The organism is Enterococcus sp. AZ197, from assembly GCF_050556405.1.
GTDB lineage: Bacteria > Bacillota > Bacilli > Lactobacillales > Enterococcaceae > Enterococcus > Enterococcus faecalis.
This window is the reverse complement of record NZ_CP187873.1, coordinates 79,296-95,968: the sequence shown is the minus strand read 5'-3', so window position 1 is coordinate 95,968 and position 16,673 is coordinate 79,296. Positions and strand designations below refer to the sequence as shown.

13 protein-coding genes are annotated in these 16,673 nt (G+C 37.8%); 3 read left to right on the top strand and 10 right to left on the bottom strand.

Annotation, left to right across the window (positions count from 1 at the left end):
• Window positions 1-80 precede the first annotated feature (80 nt).
• Window positions 81-6,035 carry a fibrinogen-binding MSCRAMM adhesin Fss1 gene (gene fss1, locus IGK82_RS00385; protein ID WP_430605130.1) on the bottom strand — a complete coding sequence of 1,985 codons (5,955 nt, stop codon included), beginning with the start codon at window positions 6,033-6,035 and terminating at the stop codon, window positions 81-83.
• A 710-nt stretch (window positions 6,036-6,745) separates the two neighbouring features.
• Here fss1 and IGK82_RS00380 point away from each other — a divergent pair.
• Together IGK82_RS00380 and IGK82_RS00375 are read left to right on the top strand one after the other, a co-directional pair.
• On the top strand, window positions 6,746-8,233 hold the full coding sequence (locus IGK82_RS00380; protein WP_430605129.1) for a helix-turn-helix domain-containing protein: 1,488 nt from the start codon (window positions 6,746-6,748) through the stop codon (window positions 8,231-8,233).
• Window positions 8,227-9,711, top strand: a complete 1,485-nt coding sequence (locus IGK82_RS00375) for a helix-turn-helix domain-containing protein (protein WP_002359246.1) — start codon at window positions 8,227-8,229, stop codon at window positions 9,709-9,711. The genes IGK82_RS00380 and IGK82_RS00375 overlap by 7 nt, the downstream gene beginning before the upstream one ends.
• A gap of 155 nt (window positions 9,712-9,866) precedes the next feature.
• Here IGK82_RS00375 and IGK82_RS00370 read toward each other — a convergent pair whose 3' ends face one another.
• The 8 genes from IGK82_RS00370 to IGK82_RS00335 all read right to left on the bottom strand — a co-directional run bounded on the left by IGK82_RS00370 (window position 9,867) and on the right by IGK82_RS00335 (window position 14,761).
• The gene (locus IGK82_RS00370) at window positions 9,867-10,046 is read right to left on the bottom strand and encodes a hypothetical protein (protein WP_002381345.1); all 180 of its coding nucleotides are present in this window, start codon (window positions 10,044-10,046) and stop codon (window positions 9,867-9,869) included.
• Between the two features lie 20 nt (window positions 10,047-10,066).
• Window positions 10,067-11,302: an MFS transporter gene (locus IGK82_RS00365; RefSeq protein WP_002356101.1), complete on the bottom strand. Its 1,236-nt coding sequence runs from the start codon at window positions 11,300-11,302 to the stop codon at window positions 10,067-10,069.
• A gap of 366 nt (window positions 11,303-11,668) precedes the next feature.
• Window positions 11,669-11,911, bottom strand: coding sequence for a GlsB/YeaQ/YmgE family stress response membrane protein (locus IGK82_RS00360; protein WP_002356092.1), 243 nt, complete (start codon window positions 11,909-11,911; stop codon window positions 11,669-11,671).
• A 23-nt stretch (window positions 11,912-11,934) separates the two neighbouring features.
• Entirely contained in the window at window positions 11,935-12,495 is a 561-nt protein-coding gene (locus tag IGK82_RS00355; protein ID WP_002356090.1) for an Asp23/Gls24 family envelope stress response protein, read from the bottom strand.
• Between the two features lie 58 nt (window positions 12,496-12,553).
• Window positions 12,554-13,066 (bottom strand): Asp23/Gls24 family envelope stress response protein, encoded by a 513-nt coding sequence (locus tag IGK82_RS00350; protein ID WP_002396760.1) that lies wholly within the window; start codon window positions 13,064-13,066, stop codon window positions 12,554-12,556.
• Between the two features lie 12 nt (window positions 13,067-13,078).
• Window positions 13,079-13,270, bottom strand: coding sequence for a DUF2273 domain-containing protein (locus tag IGK82_RS00345; RefSeq protein WP_002356087.1), 192 nt, complete (start codon window positions 13,268-13,270; stop codon window positions 13,079-13,081).
• A gap of 12 nt (window positions 13,271-13,282) precedes the next feature.
• Window positions 13,283-13,855, bottom strand: a complete 573-nt coding sequence (amaP, locus tag IGK82_RS00340; RefSeq protein ID WP_002381343.1) for an alkaline shock response membrane anchor protein AmaP — start codon at window positions 13,853-13,855, stop codon at window positions 13,283-13,285.
• A gap of 12 nt (window positions 13,856-13,867) precedes the next feature.
• Window positions 13,868-14,761, bottom strand: a complete 894-nt coding sequence (locus IGK82_RS00335; protein ID WP_010709121.1) for an SDR family oxidoreductase — start codon at window positions 14,759-14,761, stop codon at window positions 13,868-13,870.
• A 273-nt stretch (window positions 14,762-15,034) separates the two neighbouring features.
• On the opposite strand from IGK82_RS00335, the gene IGK82_RS00330 reads away from it, so the two are divergent.
• Window positions 15,035-15,688: a Crp/Fnr family transcriptional regulator gene (locus IGK82_RS00330; protein ID WP_002361495.1), complete on the top strand. Its 654-nt coding sequence runs from the start codon at window positions 15,035-15,037 to the stop codon at window positions 15,686-15,688.
• A 42-nt stretch (window positions 15,689-15,730) separates the two neighbouring features.
• On the opposite strand, the gene IGK82_RS00325 is transcribed toward IGK82_RS00330, so the two are convergent.
• Complete coding sequence (locus IGK82_RS00325; protein ID WP_002361494.1) at window positions 15,731-16,648, bottom strand: helix-turn-helix domain-containing protein; 918 nt, start codon at window positions 16,646-16,648, stop codon at window positions 15,731-15,733.
• Window positions 16,649-16,673 lie beyond the last annotated feature (25 nt).

The following is a 16,673-nucleotide window of genomic DNA, read 5'->3' as shown; positions in this document are numbered from 1 at the left end:
TTGTTCAGTTGATTAGCTTAAGATGAAAAAACAGGCCATCCGTCGAAAGAACGGATGGCCTGTTTTTTTATAGCTTTTGCTTATTTCTTGCTCTTTTTATAGAAGAGCCAACTTGCCAAACTGACCAACAGGAGGCCGATAAAGACAAAGAAGTAATTGACTTGTGTGTTGGTTTTCGGTAAACCAAGCCAACCTGTCTCTCTAGCTGCTTGTTTCGTTGTTGGCTGATTTGGTTTTGTTTTTTTGGATACAGGTTGTTTCTCGTTAACAAACGTGCCCGCATCCACGAGTTCAGGTTTGTCTTTCGCTGTTGCCGCAATAGTGAATGCGACTGCTTGCTTAGACAGTTGGTAACCATCCGGTGCTTTTGTTTCCACAAAGGTATATTTTCTTGGTTGTAAGTGGTTCACTTGAACTAACCCTTGGTTGTCAGAACGTAATGAACGAGCGACAGTTTGCCCTGTCTCTGCATCTGTCACTTTAAATTCAGCACCTGCTAAGGCATTCTTTTGCTGGTCAATTTTCACCAGCTTGGCAGCACCTTGGTAATTAATAAAAGGTGCTTTAAGTACCACAGTGGCTGGTTTGCCTTGGTTGTCTTTGGCAATCGTAAAGCTTGCGCTTGGCATTTCATTAAGAAGATAGCCAGTTGGCGCTTGTGTCTCCACAAAACGATACGTTCCCGGTGCTAAATTTTTCGCAATGACTTTGCCTTGCTTGTCAGACATCAGATTGGTTTGTCCAGCTACAGTTTGCCCTGTTTCATCAATGACCTTAAACACCGCACCTGCCAATGCTTTACCTGTTTCGTTTTCTTTGGTTAATTGAGCAGTTCCTTGATAATTGATAAGATCGCCTAAAGCAATTGGCTGCTCTTTTCCTAATTGGGCGGTTACATCAAATGGATGTGGCGTTGTGTCTAACAGATAGCCTGTTGGTGCTTTCGTTTCCACTAAAACGTAATGCCCTTCATTCAGCCCTTTAGCGTAAATTTCGCCAGTCTTATCCGTTGTTATTTCAGAAACTTTTTCTCCTGCACGATTCAAGAATGTTATCGGTGAACCTTGTGGCTGATTCTGCTCATCGGCATTGTAAATTGCAAAAACTGCACCCGCTAAGGTTTGACCTTGCTCGTTGACTTTACGTCCCGTTACTTCCGCTTGATAATTTACAAACTCTAACTCATCTAGTGGTTGTTTATCATTTGAATTCTTCTTCACTACAAAATAAATGGGTTGTTTATTGACGATATAGCCATCCGTTGCATCCATTTCATCTAATTCATAACTACCAGCGCCTAAATCCTCCATAGCCAATGAACCATCTTTTTCAGCAGTTACTTCTCTTTCAAAGATTTTTTCCCCGTTTTCGATTCGATACAATTTAAAAATCGTTCCTGGAAGTGGGTTCGCATTGGCATCAATTTTCTTAAAGACGGCACGTCCTTTGAAATTGGCGAAGGCCCCTAATTGGAAGATCTCCGGATCGCCTTTGAAATCACCACGAATTTCTACTTTTACTAATTCAGGATAAATAATATAATCTGCGCCATCTGGTAATTTTGGTGCTTTGATTTCTTTGTAATAATAGGTACCTGGCGCCAAGTCTCTAAAGATAATTTTGCCATCTTTGCCACTCGTTGCTGTAATCCCTAATGATTGTTTATTGTGATCATATAGTTCAAAAACAGCACCTGCTAATGGTTGGTCTGCGCTATTCGTTTTCACGATTTGGAAAGCCCCTTTGTAATTCACAAAGTTGTCACTAGCAACAACGACCGCTGGTTTACCAGCATTTTTCTCAGCAATTTCAAATGGGACTGGCGTGGTATTTAATAAATAGCCTGTTGGCGCTTTGGTTTCTACAAAGCGATATTTACCTGGGGCTAAGTGCTCTGCAACAATTTCCCCTTGATTATTTGTCGTCAAGCCTGTTTGAATCGTTTGTCCCTTCGCGTCAAGCACTTTAAATGTCGCACCACTTAATAAGTGTCCATTCACATCTTTTTTGATTAATTTAGCTGCGCCTTGATAGTTAACAAAGTTAGCCGTTGCTATAACTGTTGCTGGTTTGCCCCGATCGCTTGCTGCAATCGTGAAAGCACTTGGTTCAGTGTTTAAAAGGTACCCTGCTGGCGCTTTGGTTTCCACAAATTGATATTTGCCTGGGGCTAAATCCGTCACTGTGACTTTTCCGTTTGCATCCGAAACTACGTGTTCTCGAACCGCTTGTCCTGTGGCATCAAGGACTGAAAATTCAGCACCTGCTAATGGATTGCCTGCTTGGTCTTTTTTAATTAGTTCAGCAGAACCTTGGTAATTAAGCATTTTGACATGAACATCACGAATTTGCCCGCTCGTATTTTGTGTCACAATGAATCGTTTGGGTGTCGTGTCTAAAAGATAGCCTGTCGGTGCTTCGATTTCTGTGAACTGATAAAGCCCTGGTTTTAAACTATCCACCTCTAACTGGCCATTCGCGTTGGTTCGATCCGGCGCAAGGGGAACTTCTTCCCAATGAGTAAACGGCGTGGTTACGGCATGCTCTAATTTAAAGCGAGCATTGACTAACTTTTTACCCTTCTCATCCATTTTTTCTAAAAATACTTTATTGACATCGTTTTTAATAATGGTTGGTTGTGCTCCTTCGGCTGAAGTTTCTTCATCAATAGTAATGACTCGGCCTTTAGCTAATTCGTCCGAAACTGTATAGCCTTCTGGTGCTTTTGTCTCCACCAAAATGTATTGCCCTTGTGGCAACCCACCAAATGTGATAACCCCGGTGGCATCTACTGTACCTTCACGTAGGACTTGTGTTTTAGCTTGGTCCCAAATTTGGAAATGGGCGCCTGCTAAAATAGTCGTCCCATCCATGGCTATTTTCTTCAGCTGAATTTTGCCTTTAGTCCCTGTGGCATGCCCGCCACTGTGATCAATGTCAACGACCACATCGCCATTGTCATCCCCATGAACGACTTCTGAACCATTTCCAGTAATTGACACTTGGTTGGATACCGTGTCTGTACTCCCCGCTGCTGAAGAAGTCACTAAACTACGATATTCCATATAATAAGGTGCTTCAATATGGGCCATTTTAACGACAATTTTTTGTTGTCCTGTTTCATTATCGGTGGTAACTTCCAGTGTGTAATCTTTTCCTTCTTCTAAAATAACAGATTTATCTGGCGTAATAGTTCCGTCTTCTGTTACGTTGGTACCGTAAATCACCAATGACTCGGGATCTAGCACTTGGTTTGGTGAGGGTGTATCAGTAATAACCACATCGTCTAAAACCGATTGGGCGCCATTGATCATTACATGCCAGTACACATGATCTGGATCATCTTTGTGGTATTCGCCACCTTTTTTCACTGATTCGCCACCATGTTGAATAGAAACTTTTCCTGTCACATCACGTGAAGAACCTTGGTTTGTATAAGATGCGGTATTGTCATAGCTAGCCGAACCTTCGATAACTTTTTCATCAACAGACGTCTTAAATTCAATCACATACGTACGACTATCATTAGGAAAATCAACACGCCAAGTATTTTGGTTTTTCTCGCTTGGTTCTTCCATTGTGATATCCGTCAACGGTTGCGCTGGTTTCACTTTTTCAACCGAACCATCTGGCTTTGTATTGCCTTCATAGACTTTCAAGCTCCCAGCCAAATAGGTTTGATTGGCTAAAATTGGATCCGTCAAAAAGGCGTCGACTAAACGATTATTACTTAAATTAACCGCAAGCGTCCAAGTGATTTCTTTGGTAACGGCATTGTAAACACCGCTTTTTTGCGCATTTAAATCAAAAGCAGGTAAAGGTTTAAACGGTTTACTATCTTCTGAATGATGATTATTTCCTGCTTCATCCGTCCAATCAATGGCAGCAGTATTTCGGTAATGGTCCAACGCGGGATCATTAGCGTCTAACTCGGTAACATCGAAAAAGGTAGTATAGGTTATGTGGAAAGCATCACTTGTTTTGGCATATGCCCCCATGAAACTTAACTTAAAGCCTGTTTCACCATCTGCATTACGAGTTATTTCTACCATGAAATCCTTGCCTAACGTCAACTGAGCACCAGTGGTTGTATCTTTGACAACCAACGAATTGGGTACCATAGTTAAGCCAGGAACTGGTTCGTACGTATCCGTAATCACGGCATTTTCCATCAAATAATTATTTTGATTCACAGCTAGCGTCCAACCAATCGTTGAATTTTGATAATCAACTGCGCCAGTCACATCATGTAAAAAGTCAATTGCAAAGGAACCGTCTCCGTTGATTACCACTTTGTAATCTTTTCCTTCCACAAGTTCTGCTCCAACGACTTCATTTCCTTTGTCATCAAACGTCACTGAATATAAATGTAAAGAATCTGGTTCAAACGTTAAATTATCGCCCATTGTGTCTGTAATGACTGCTTGGTCTTTTGGAATGATTTGTTCACCATAGTTGTAGTTAATTTCCCAAGTGAATTCTTGATTGGTTTCATCGTAATCTATGTTGCGCTTGTCTAACATTTTGCCATATGTGGCGGTAACAGTTGCTTCAGCATCTAACCCATTTGGATTATTATCACTTGTTAACGTCGCGTGATTTTTAAAAGGCACATCGCCGCCGCCATCTGGAATAACCGCCTCGTCAATCGTCGTTTGGTACTCAAGACGATACGCTTTGTTGGTGTCACCTTTAATCGTCACATTGCCATTTTTATCAACGGTATATTCATCTGGACTAAGTTCGCGACCCACTTCTTTAATTGTTCCATCAAGATTCATCACTAACTCATAGACTTTCACGGACTTAAAGGTATTCCCTGTTGGCCATGTTTCCGTCACAGTTGGATTTGTTTGATCTTTCATCGCTTGATTGATATCTACCGTCCAAGTAATCGCACTAGGATTGGGCGTTCGATCAAAATGGCCTTGTTTATCAATTTGTTGTTCGGTATCTGGGACAATTGGAATCACTACAGGCGGCAAATCTTCTTGTGTAGGAATATCAATCACCCAATCTCCTGGGCCCCGCCCATCTGAATCATTCAAATGAGTATCTAAAGAAAAGTCCCCGTGAATGTCACTTTCAGACGTGATTCGCTCATTAAAGGTAAAACGAACCGTACCATCTTCACTAATTGTGTAGGTTCCATAGACATTGCCTTCTGCATCAACTAAATCACCTGAACCTGGTTTATTAGGTTTCAAATTGCCAGGTAATTGAAACTCGAAGTAATCGCCTGCTTTCATTTGTTCCCGCACATCTTCTGGAATCGACCAGTTAAAGTTCCAATGAATGGTCACATCTTCTTTATACGGCGGTGTTGCTGGTGTGCCATCAGGATTTAAATAAATCGGATCTTCAAAATTATCGATAATCGTTGTTTCATCACCTGTAAAATAGTCACTGATATCTGTTGGTCCTGCTACGCGCGGTTTGACAGTCGTCGATTCAGTTGTTTTACTTTCTATCGCTTTTGTCGTGCTGGCGACAGTTTCTTCGGACGAACGAGGAACAGAGGAGTTTGTAGATGCTTCTTCTGTTGAACCTTCATTCGCTGATGCGGCTGGCGAACTCGTGATTGCCGTTGATTCTGTCGGATCAGTACCAGTCTTTAACGTCAACGCTCGTTGCTGTTGTCCATAAGAAAACGTCACATCTTCTGTAGCTGTAGGGTTCAACGTTAAGACTAACGTATCTGCTAACGCTTGCTGATTCAATTCAATTTGAATCTGTTTCTTCTGGTCATCCACTTGAATCTTGCGCGTATTATTGGGCGCTGCCCAATGTGCAGCTTTGATTGACACATTGGCACTATAATGCACTACAACCTCTTGTGTTACTGGTTGTGCTTTTCCTTGAAGCGCTAAGGTCATTTCTTGCTGGCTGGTTTGCTTCACTTCTCCTAACGTTAACTGGCCATCGCTGTTAACATCTTCCGCCAAAGCCATGAGTGGTGTGCCATAATTTAGAACAAGTAACAAACACATCAATCCGTAGAGCCAACGGTTTACCATTGGACCATTCTTTCTCATTTCTTTCATCCTTCCTCTACTAACGACACATAGAAGAGAACGTTCACTTCGTACCAATTTTTTATTTTAAACCAAATAAGTGAGTGCTCTTCTGTTGTCTTTCTTCCTTGCTAAAACAGACAGCCAACACACCTTTTCTTTTTATCTCCTCAAAACGCACTCTTACTTCGAATGCGGATTCATTTTCTGCTTTTTCCTATAGACTCTTCTATAAGAATAAGAAGAGTATAACGAGATTTTTCAGCGAAAATTATCAACAACTTCTCCTCCAAATAGAAAAAGTTGATGAAATCCCAGAAACCCTTTTCATCTTTATGAAAACACGTCCTTATCCTTTCTTATTTTTACTATTCCTTCTTCCACTATACCGTTTTTTTTAATTTTTTTCATAAGAACTAACCAGACAAAAAAGCCTATTTGTATAAGCTATTTAAGCTAAAAAATCAATAGACTCAAATTATCATTTTTGTTATTTAAATGTTTTATATAAACTGGTTGTTTTTCTTAATAATTTTTTGCTCTATCATTTTTTGTCCATGTTTTCTTCCATTTGACACATTCAGTTCTTCTTGATTTTTAAGAATAGATACAGTAGCATAAGAACAACTAGTTCTTTCACTGGCAATTGTCAAATGTCATTTAGACAAGAATGCCCTATCTGTATTATCTGAAAAATCAAACAATCATAACCAATTAGAAAGGTGGTTATTATGTATAACTTATTAACCAAACAGGAAATTCAGTTACTTTCCCTAATTGAATACTTGTATGACAGTAAAGAAAAAGTCCCCATGCAAGTACTCCGACGAAAATATGAATTTTCCCATTACAATATCAACAATTTATTGAATCAATTAACTTTGTTAATTTCTCGAGTCAATACACATGAAAATGTACATATTCGTATTATTAATAATCAACAGTCCATAGAATTAGTCGCCGATGAAAATATCCCGATTGAGTTAATGAAAGAAGCTGTTGTCCGCGGGTCACTAACCTATATGTTAGCCCTGGATTTACTTTTAAAACGCTACACTTCAGCCAAAGATTTTTGTGAAGAGCACTTTATTAACTTTTCTATTTTTAAACAAGTCAGTGACCGTTTAAATAATCATCTAGCTAGATTTAATTGTTATTTAAACTTAAAAAGACGAGAAAAAATTTGTGGTAACGAGAAAGATTTTCGCAGTTTCTTTTATTCCTTATTCTTCATTTCAGGAACTTCTCTAGTACCATTTCTATCTAAGACTAATCAAGCACAATTGCAGAACTTCATTGAAATCATCAAAAACCGTTACCCTTACTTTACATATACTGATTTACGCAAATTAAAATTAATTATGTCCATAGGTTTACTCCGTTATCAATCCGGTTTTACAATCACCAATTATCCAGAAGTTGCTGCTATTAATTTGGCCTTTCCTTATTCAGAATTCCAACTATTAGTGAATGATTGTTTTATTGATGAACAAAAAGAGCCTGACACTTGGCAAGCTGAGATTCATTTTTATTATGATTTCTTCAGCACATTAACGATGTACTCTCTGGTCCAAATGGAAACCATCAACTTTGCCAACTTAGCGATCATGGGAATGGATAACAGTCCACACGCTACTTGGATTTTTGAAAAATGTACGCAATTACAGTTGGATTTAAGCGCAATAGAAGTGTTCTTTTTGTTGGTTAATTTATCCAATGCCAGTGAACGACTGATTCATTTCCCTGTGGAAGAGGAATTGAGCTATGAGGTTGCTAATGTCTCTTTGTATGAAAAACAATACCCAAATGTTTCACGAACAACCAACTATTTCTTAAAGCGTTTGCCTTTTGACAAACAACATCCACTAGATGCGTTATTTAAAGAAACCATTTTTTTAATTATTCGGAGTGTTTTATTAAATAAACAAATTCCTGTTAAAATTTTACTTCATTCATCTATTAATCAGATACAAGAAAATTGGTTAGCGAAGGAAATCAATAATTATTGCGATGTTCCTTTGAAATTTGTTAATCATATTCAAGAAGTGCCTGACTTAGTCATTACTGACAAAAATAATCCGCTTTTTCACGCCAGTAAAACTTTTTATTGGCATCCCGTTCCTTATTTAGACGAATACTATAACCTAAAACAAGTAGTTCGCAAAATTTATTTTGCTAAATTGCGTGGGGAAAACAGTTTGGAGGGAATCGGATGTTAACAGGGTTACTTGATGTACCTTATCGTAAAAGTTTTGCTCTTTTAGAAGAGTTACTCGAACGTCGTGAAGCAGAAGAACAAACATTGGCGATTTCTACTTTAGCGACTCAATTAAAAATGCAACAAAATACCATTCTACAATCTGTAGCTTTGCTCCAAACAGAAATTGAAAAAAACGGCTGGGAGAACTTATTTTCTTTATCAGCAAATGCCAAAGAAATCACATTTTGGTTTGCACCCTATTTCCAACTGTCGTTTTTGATGCCCTACTTTGTCAAAAAAAGTTTCGCGTATCAAGTACTGACCTATGCCTTTAACCATAATGCAATTGATAGCAAACATTTTGAAAAAGTCCTAGAGATTTCTTCATCAACCTTTACACGAAAAATTGGACAATTAAACCAATGGCTCCAAAAATATCAGATTGAAATCAATTTAAAACGTACCAATGTGTTGGTGGGCAAAGAAAAAGATATCCGGATTTTCTTTATGATGCTTTTTTGGAACAATTACTCTGAAGGGGATTGGCCGTTGCACACGATTACTAAAAAAGAAGTCCATAGTCTCTTTCGACGTTTAAAACACTCTGTTTCTTTCAATACAACACAAGATTTTACAAAAGACTTGATTTTTTCTGCGGTGATTTTAGCGCGTTGGAAAGAGGGCTTTTTTATCAAAGAAACTTTCGTGGAGGAAGAAGCGATTGTTAATCCCTTTGTTAATCTGAGTGAATTTGAATTGTTTTTTAAAGAAGAAGCCTTACACCAAGTTCCAACAAAATTTATACAAAAAGAAGGCCTTTTTGCCTTTTTCTTATTGACGATTAGTGTCAGCTACGCCACACAAGATGTCTTGGAAATTCCTGCAGCACGGATGCATATGGTCCAGCTATTAGGCTCACCCATTAAAGAGATCATTTATCAACTAACGTCTTTTTATCAAATTAAATTGACATTTCACGAGTATCTTTATCTATATACTTCTATCCAAAATTTAAGTGTCTTTTTTAAGACCTTTGTCACGATTGCCAATCCATTTGTGCAAGAAAGCTTTTTAAAAGAAGCACTTCAAAAAAATCCAAGTCTCTACAAAGATGTGAAGCGCCTTACAATTGAAATGCTTCCGACATTGATTGGCAATGAAAAATTGTTAGTTGACTGCTTGTTTATTCTTTTTTGTACATTGAAAACGAAATCTTTACCACCGATTCGTGTCTTAGTAAGGACCAATCAAAGTAATTTAATTTTAGATACCCTTTATGAAAAGCTAAGTAAAGCCGTGGATAAAAAATTAATTTTTGTCGCTTCACCAGAAAAGCCTTTCGATGTAATTATTACAGATATCTTTTCAGAAGTTAGTGTCAAATCAACGGTTCCCACTTATTATGTTGATTTTTCTGCTAGCATTGGTGAACTAGCGCAAAGCTTAGAAAATTTAAATACACAAATTGTCACCAAACAAAGTCCACGCCACTTTTAAAAGTTTTCACGTGAAACATTTTAAGTGATAAAAATTACAAAAAACGCCAAAAGGTAGCAGAAAAACTGCTACCTTTTGACGTTTTTTACGAAAATTTTCAATGTTCCACTCTAGTGATACCGAAACGTAGAACATTCATTTACTAACTACTCACTTTACATGACGTTGTTATTTTCTGTCACCAATTCTAGCTCTTGCAAGTAATGATCCAAAGTCGCGTGATGTTGATCGACATCGGCTAACTCTGTTTCAATTTTAGCTAAACGCGTGTTCATGCGTTGAATTTCCGTTAGTGTTTGTTGTAAAACGTTTAAAATCCGTTCATCGTTAGGCATTGAAATCACTCCTTGTCCATTTATAGTTCTGAGCCGTGTTCAATCTCTTCAATCGTTTCAAGAGACAAATCTTTGGCATCATTTTTAGCTTTGTGGAAGACCATATATAAAATGGTACAAACGATTGGGATACAGCCTGCTAAGAAGTACATTTGTTGGAATGACATAAAGTTACGTAATTCACCTAAAACGTACGGACCAACCCCTAATCCAAGGTCTAAACCGATGAAATAAGTCGATAAAGCAATCCCGATACGGTGAGGACTTGGGCTTTCTTGAAGACAAACCGCTTGGCCATTTGACATGAAAGTACCATAACCTAAGCCAATTAACCCACCTGAAACTAATAACATCCAACCAGACGTAGTCATACTTAATAAGAATAAGCCTAGTGTTAAGAAAATGTAGCTCGGATACATGACGTAGCGTTCACCTTTGACATCGAAAATCCGACCTGTCGATGGACGTGTTAAGGTAATCACGACCGCATAGACGATAAAGAAGAAGGTGCTGACGTCAACTAAATCGATTACTTTGACATAAGAAGATAAGAAAGATAAGACACTTGAATAAGCAAGACCCATTAAAAAGGCGATAAATGTAATAAATAAAACTTTCTTTTCAACAAAACTATCAAAATTCCATTTAGATAAAGCTTCACGATGTTCAGGTGTTAACTCAATATTTTTCACTGGGAAAATGAAGCAAGCAATGGTTGTTAACAAAATTAAAATAATTGAAAAGTTAATAATGACATGGAAGTTGGAAACATTTAACAATAACATCCCAATAAATGGCCCAATGCCGGCTGCTAAACTAGTACTCAAACCATAATAATTGATCCCTTCCCCTTTTTTGTTTTTAGGGATATAGGCGGTAACAATTGCGTTGGTCGCTGTCGAAACGGTTCCGTAACCAAACCCATTTAAAAAACGGACCAGATAAAGAATGCCCATACTTGGCATATACATATACGCAACAGTCGTTAAAAGATAAAACAAAGCCCCATAACGTAAGACTTGTTTGCGCCCAATCAGTTCAAGGAGTTTCCCCATGAAAAGTCGTGCAAGCAATGTCCCGATGATGTAAATTCCTGAGGCCAAACCCGCTTGACCTAAAGTAGCGTGTAAGCTATCTTGCGCAATCACCGCAATAATAACCATTAATAAATAATAAACAAGATAGACAATGAAATTAATCACTGTAATACTGATAAAGCCTTTATTCAAAAGCTTTGTTGGTGTTTGTTCTGTCATAATTCTTTGAATTCCTCTCTCTTTTGTTCTGTTTATTTTGTGTTGCTATTTTTCAATAAAAGACCGCTATCCCCTCACTTTGATGACTTATCAAAAAATTTTCTGAAATTCATTTGCAGTTATTACTATACGAGATATCCGTTACAAAAAAATGTAAATTTGTGAATGATAAACGTTATCTACAAATAACTTCAACAAATGTTGTTGATTTTTGTTGAAAAGCCAAAATGACTAATGATTTTAATTAAAATAAGCTCTTGGCTAATTGCTCAAAATTTACTTTTCATACGAAACTTCCTCATACATAGAAAAAGAAAAATAGGGCATAAGTCGAAACGACTTATGCCCTATTTTTTTAAACTTTCTCTATTTTCGTCCTAAAATCCATGAAACGATGGCAACTAAAATCACTGCCCCGATAATCGATGGCACTATAGCCATCCCAGCTAAGCTTGGTCCCCATGTGCCTAAAATGGCTTGACCAATTGTTGAACCAACTAACCCTGCAATGATATTGGCAATAATGCCCATCGATGATCCTTTTTTAGTAATTGCTCCAGCGATTGCCCCAATGACACCACCGACAATTAATGCCCAAATAAAGCCCATGATTGTTTCCTCCCTTTAACTGTTTATTCTACACGTGGTTCCATATTTTCTTTGACTTGTTCTGTTCCTTTATTCACAGCTTTTTTTGCTTTTTCTGTTTGTTCAGAAGCAAATTCACCGGTACTTTTGGCAGCGCCTGTGACTTTATCTTGAACCGTTTCGCTATCTTCTTCGTATTCTTCTTTTGATTTGATATCAACTACGTTAACATTCACTTCAATCACATCTAAGTGGGTCATTTTTTTCACTTCACGGCTGATTAATTCTTTCATTTTTTCGTAAATGTCTTGAATATCTTTGCCGTATTCTACCACGATATCCATATCAACAGCGACTTGTTTTTTACCAACTTCGGTATCAATACCCGCTGTGACGTTATCTGTGTTTACTAATTTTTCAGCAATATTTGAGAAAAAGCCGCCATCGACTGTTAATAGACCATCGACATTTTCTAAGGCTAAACCGATAATTTTTTGAACGACTTTATCTTCAAATGTTAATTCACCTTTGATTGCATGATCTTCTGGTGTGTGTGGTCCGTTTCCTGCTGGTTTTGGTACATTATTGAATTTTTCGTTACTCATGGTTCATTCCTCCTAGTTTCTTCTATTATTGCTTTATTTTTAATAAAATAATAACCAATTATTGAACACGAGGTACCGTGTTTTCTTTGACTTTTGTCTTGCCTTTAGTTACCGCATGTTTGGCTTTGTTGGTTTGTTTTGACATAAAACTACCTGTCGCTTCAGCGGCGTTGCCAAGTTTATCTTGGACCGTTTCACTTTCTTCTTGGTACTCTGCTTGTGTTTTGATATCTACTACGTTGACATTGACTTCGATTACTTCCAAGTGAGTCATTTGTTGGACTTCGCGAGTAATAACCTCTTTCATTTGATCATAAATGGTCTCGATATCTTTCCCGTATTCGGCTACAATGTCCATATCCACTGCGACTTGTTTTTTGCCGACCTCGGTGTGAATGCCTGTTGTAACATCTTCACTGTTAATCATTTTATCTCGTAAATTCGAGAAAAAACCGCCGTCCACAGTTAACAAACCGTCGACTTCTTCCAAAGCAATGCCAATAATTTTTTGGATTACTTTATCCTCAAACGTCAACTCACCTTTAACAATCGATACATTTGCATTTTCCATAGCCAAAACCTCCTATTTATGATGAAAATAATTTTTGACAATGCCTGTCTGTTCCAAATACAAACCTAGCCAAATACCTAGTCCTGTCAGGAGTACTACTAACAATGTTTTAAAGAAGCCGATTGACAGAAACAAGATTGCAAAAACCAAGCCGACTAGGCCACCAATTAACGGAACGGCATATTGTTTTATCCATTCAACCATTGTACATCCCTCCTACTCCACACGTGCTTGTGTTTGCTGTTGTTGTGGTCGTTTCATTGATTGAATATCTTCAAAATGAACATCAATCGTAATCTTGTGACCAGTTCCCACCAAACGAGCAAGCCGTTCTTCCATTGTTTTTGACCAAGCTTCTGTTTGTCCAATTAAATCTGCCGTTCGTTTCAGTGTGCCTTTAACATTGACCTTAATGCGCCGTTTTGTCGCCTTTACACGAATGGTTGGTGCTTCCAGAAAGTCACTGTCTTGCAAGCTAGAGCGTACAAATCCTTCGATGGCTTTACGGTGTAACACTAACTTTCCTTGCTCTTCTTTTAATTCAAACGTGCCTTTTCTTCTTGGGAATAAAAGAATGAATAAAAAGAGAAAGAGCATAATTCCTAGTAAAACCAGCGCTACCCAAAAGATTGCTTGACGTGCGTACTCGTTGTCTTGCAAGAACCATTGGACATTATCTGGTGGTTGCCAAGCTGTATCGGCTGACCAAGTGGTGATGGCCACCGCGCCAAATAATGCCATTAAAATCAGTGAACCTAGAAGCAAAAGTATTTTAACAACTTTATTCACGGAACATCCCTCCTAAAGATTAATTGCTTCTCCACCAGTTACGCCATAAACTTGAGCCGTAACATAACTTGCATCATTGGACGCCAAGAAAACATAAACAGGGGCTAATTCAGCAGGCTGACCCGCACGTTCCAGTAAAGAATGTTGCCCAAATTCTGGCAACTCTTCAATTGGTTGTCCATGATCTAACTGTAACGGTGTCCAGATTGGTCCTGGAGCCACGCCATTTACCCGAATGCCTTTTGGTGCCAGTTGTTTTGCTAAACCAACGGTAAAGTTGGCAATTGATGCCTTCGTTGCTGCATAATCCAACAAATGCTCACTGGGATTAAAAGCTTGGACGGAAGTCGTTGTCACAATGCTACTTCCGGCAGGCAAGTGAGGCACTGCTGCTTTGACAATGCCAAACATCGCAATAATATTGATATGGAAAGTGTCTATCACTTGTTCCATTGGCAATTCTTCAATAGCAGCACAGGAAATTTGTTGGGCTGCATTTAAAACGAGGGTATCCAAGCCGCCTAAAGATTCACGAGCTTGTGCAACCAATTCTTCAGGTGCCTGTTTATCTCTTAAATCTGCTGGCAAAAGAACGACTTTTCGGCCAGCTTCTCGTATATAGTGCGCCACTTCTTCGGCGTCTTTTTCTTCACCTGGGAAAAAATGTAATGCGATATCTGCGCCTTCGCGAGCAAAAGCAATCGCCGCAGCTCGTCCAATCCCAGAATCACCGCCTGTAATTAATACCCGACGATTTTCTAATTTGTGATTTCCGACATAGCTGTCTTCCCCACAATCTGGTTTAGGGACCATTTTGTCCTGTAATGCGGGAGTTTCTTGATCTTGTTGCGGAAATCCATCACTATAAAATAACTTTCTTGGGTCTTTTAAGTTTGGTTCTGTCATTAAATCTCCTCCCTTTCTACTATTACCTTAATACAATTTTTTCTTTTTGAAAAATATTTGAGCACATAAAATAAAAAAAATATTTTTAATACTCATTAAGCGAAATTTTTGGCAAAATTATCTAAAAGCTGATTTTATTTTTCAAAATAGCGTTTAATTGACCTTTTTTATCAACATTTGTTATTGACATATGATGTCCAATTCGCTTAAATAAGAAAGAAGCCCAACAGGCAAAAACAAAAATATTTAGAGATAATTGAGGAGTTACCGCCAATGAGAAATGTTTTACAAGACTACTTAGATGAACATTCCTTTCGAGTCGTTGTAAAAAAGAAGAAAAATTATTTAACTTATGAAGGACTGCAAGATCGTTATGCCTATATTTTAAAAAGTGGCATCATCAAAACTAGCGTTATTTCCAAAGACGGTCGTGAATTTAATTTACGTTATATCAACAATTTGGAAATTGTTTCATTGCTACGTGATGAATATTCAGAATTTATTGATGCACCTTTTAATATTCGCATCGAATCTCCACAAGCAGAACTTTACCAAATCGACCGTGTTCAATTTTGGCGGGATATCAATAATAGTAAAGACTTGCAAATGTATGTCAAAGAATACTATCGGGACCGTTTAATGCATTCCATGAAAAAGATGCAGCAAATGTTGATGAATGGCAAATTTGGGGCCGTTTGTACACAAATCTATGAAATGTACGATTCATTTGGCGTAGAAACAGAGGAAGGTATTTTAATTGATTTCGTGGTGACCAATGAAGAAATTGCGCATTTTTGTGGGATAACTTCTGCTAGTAGCGTTAACCGGATGATGCAGCAACTAAAAGAGTTAGGGGCAATTGAACTAAGTAACCGCAAAATTTTGATTAAAGATTTAGATATGATTAGAGATAACATTATTGTTTAACATCAGCACCCCCCGCAAGTTTGACCTTGCGGGGGGTGCTTTTTATTTTTCAGTGACAATATTCACAGGAAATTGTCCATAATCTAAATTAAATGTCCGACCAGCCGTCAGCTGAAGCATTTCTTTTTTCATACCTTCCGCCAAACGTGCATCCCCAAAACTTTCAATCATATCAATAACGGTGATTACTTCTTTATAATATCTCATTTTGCCAGTGTACAGATAATACGTAAGATTTTTTAAATAACGTAAGTTAAAATGAATATAGTAGATTTCGGCAGGAATCGTGGTAACACTCATTAGCGCTAAATATTCCCGGGCTTTCGCATAATTTTTCTTATAAAGTTGCGCTGTAATGATATTTAGGTAAAAACCATAGGCGACATTTAATGTTTGGATGTCGCGTAATTCAGCATCTTTGACGGGAAACATCTGCTCAAGAATTTGAAGGACTTCGTTTTCAGAAAATAACGCCCCTGTATTAGTCACCATTTGATAATCGTAATATGTATAGTAGCTTTTGCTAGAGATAAGTGCGAGAATTGCTATTCGATCAGTTTCATCAAATTCTGGAATTTCCTCCCAATCATTACTGAAAGTTAGCTTAATATCTGTATAAATAGACATCTCTACTGCGTTTTTGTGGGGATTGCGCTCTAATTGATAAAAGTAATGAATCAGGTTCTTTTTTTCACTTGTATTGTTCAACCCCATTTGACAACATTCAATTTGATGCATAATTTTAGATGAAGCCGTACTTCTTGTTTCAGAGACCATATGAAAAAATTCATTAAAGGTAATCCCAAGTGACTGTAATGCTGTCATTAAATCCTCGTAACTTAGCTTGGCTTCACCAATTTCGATTCTTCGATAGGTTTGTTTCCCTTTTTTTGGTAAAACATCTTTCTGAGCAATTTTTTTCTTTTTTCTAAAATACTTTAATGCCTCTAACACATCCATAATATGCTCCTTTCTATTAATAAGT

What these genes read in the sequence shown, in the direction of transcription:
- IGK82_RS00360 (WP_002356092.1), bottom strand. Translation starts at nt 11,911, where the DNA reads ATGGGCTTTATTTGGGCATTAATTGTCGGTGGTGTCATTGGGGCAATC.
- fss1 (WP_430605130.1), bottom strand. Translation starts at nt 6,035, where the DNA reads ATGAGAAAGAATGGTCCAATGGTAAACCGTTGGCTCTACGGATTGATG.
- IGK82_RS00375 (WP_002359246.1), top strand. Translation starts at nt 8,227, where the DNA reads ATGTTAACAGGGTTACTTGATGTACCTTATCGTAAAAGTTTTGCTCTT.
- IGK82_RS00350 (WP_002396760.1), bottom strand. Translation starts at nt 13,066, where the DNA reads ATGGAAAATGCAAATGTATCGATTGTTAAAGGTGAGTTGACGTTTGAG.
- IGK82_RS00355 (WP_002356090.1), bottom strand. Translation starts at nt 12,495, where the DNA reads ATGAGTAACGAAAAATTCAATAATGTACCAAAACCAGCAGGAAACGGA.
- IGK82_RS00380 (WP_430605129.1), top strand. Translation starts at nt 6,746, where the DNA reads ATGTATAACTTATTAACCAAACAGGAAATTCAGTTACTTTCCCTAATT.
- IGK82_RS00325 (WP_002361494.1), bottom strand. Translation starts at nt 16,648, where the DNA reads ATGGATGTGTTAGAGGCATTAAAGTATTTTAGAAAAAAGAAAAAAATT.
- IGK82_RS00330 (WP_002361495.1), top strand. Translation starts at nt 15,035, where the DNA reads ATGAGAAATGTTTTACAAGACTACTTAGATGAACATTCCTTTCGAGTC.
- IGK82_RS00335 (WP_010709121.1), bottom strand. Translation starts at nt 14,761, where the DNA reads ATGACAGAACCAAACTTAAAAGACCCAAGAAAGTTATTTTATAGTGAT.
- IGK82_RS00370 (WP_002381345.1), bottom strand. Translation starts at nt 10,046, where the DNA reads ATGCCTAACGATGAACGGATTTTAAACGTTTTACAACAAACACTAACG.
- IGK82_RS00365 (WP_002356101.1), bottom strand. Translation starts at nt 11,302, where the DNA reads ATGACAGAACAAACACCAACAAAGCTTTTGAATAAAGGCTTTATCAGT.
- IGK82_RS00345 (WP_002356087.1), bottom strand. Translation starts at nt 13,270, where the DNA reads ATGGTTGAATGGATAAAACAATATGCCGTTCCGTTAATTGGTGGCCTA.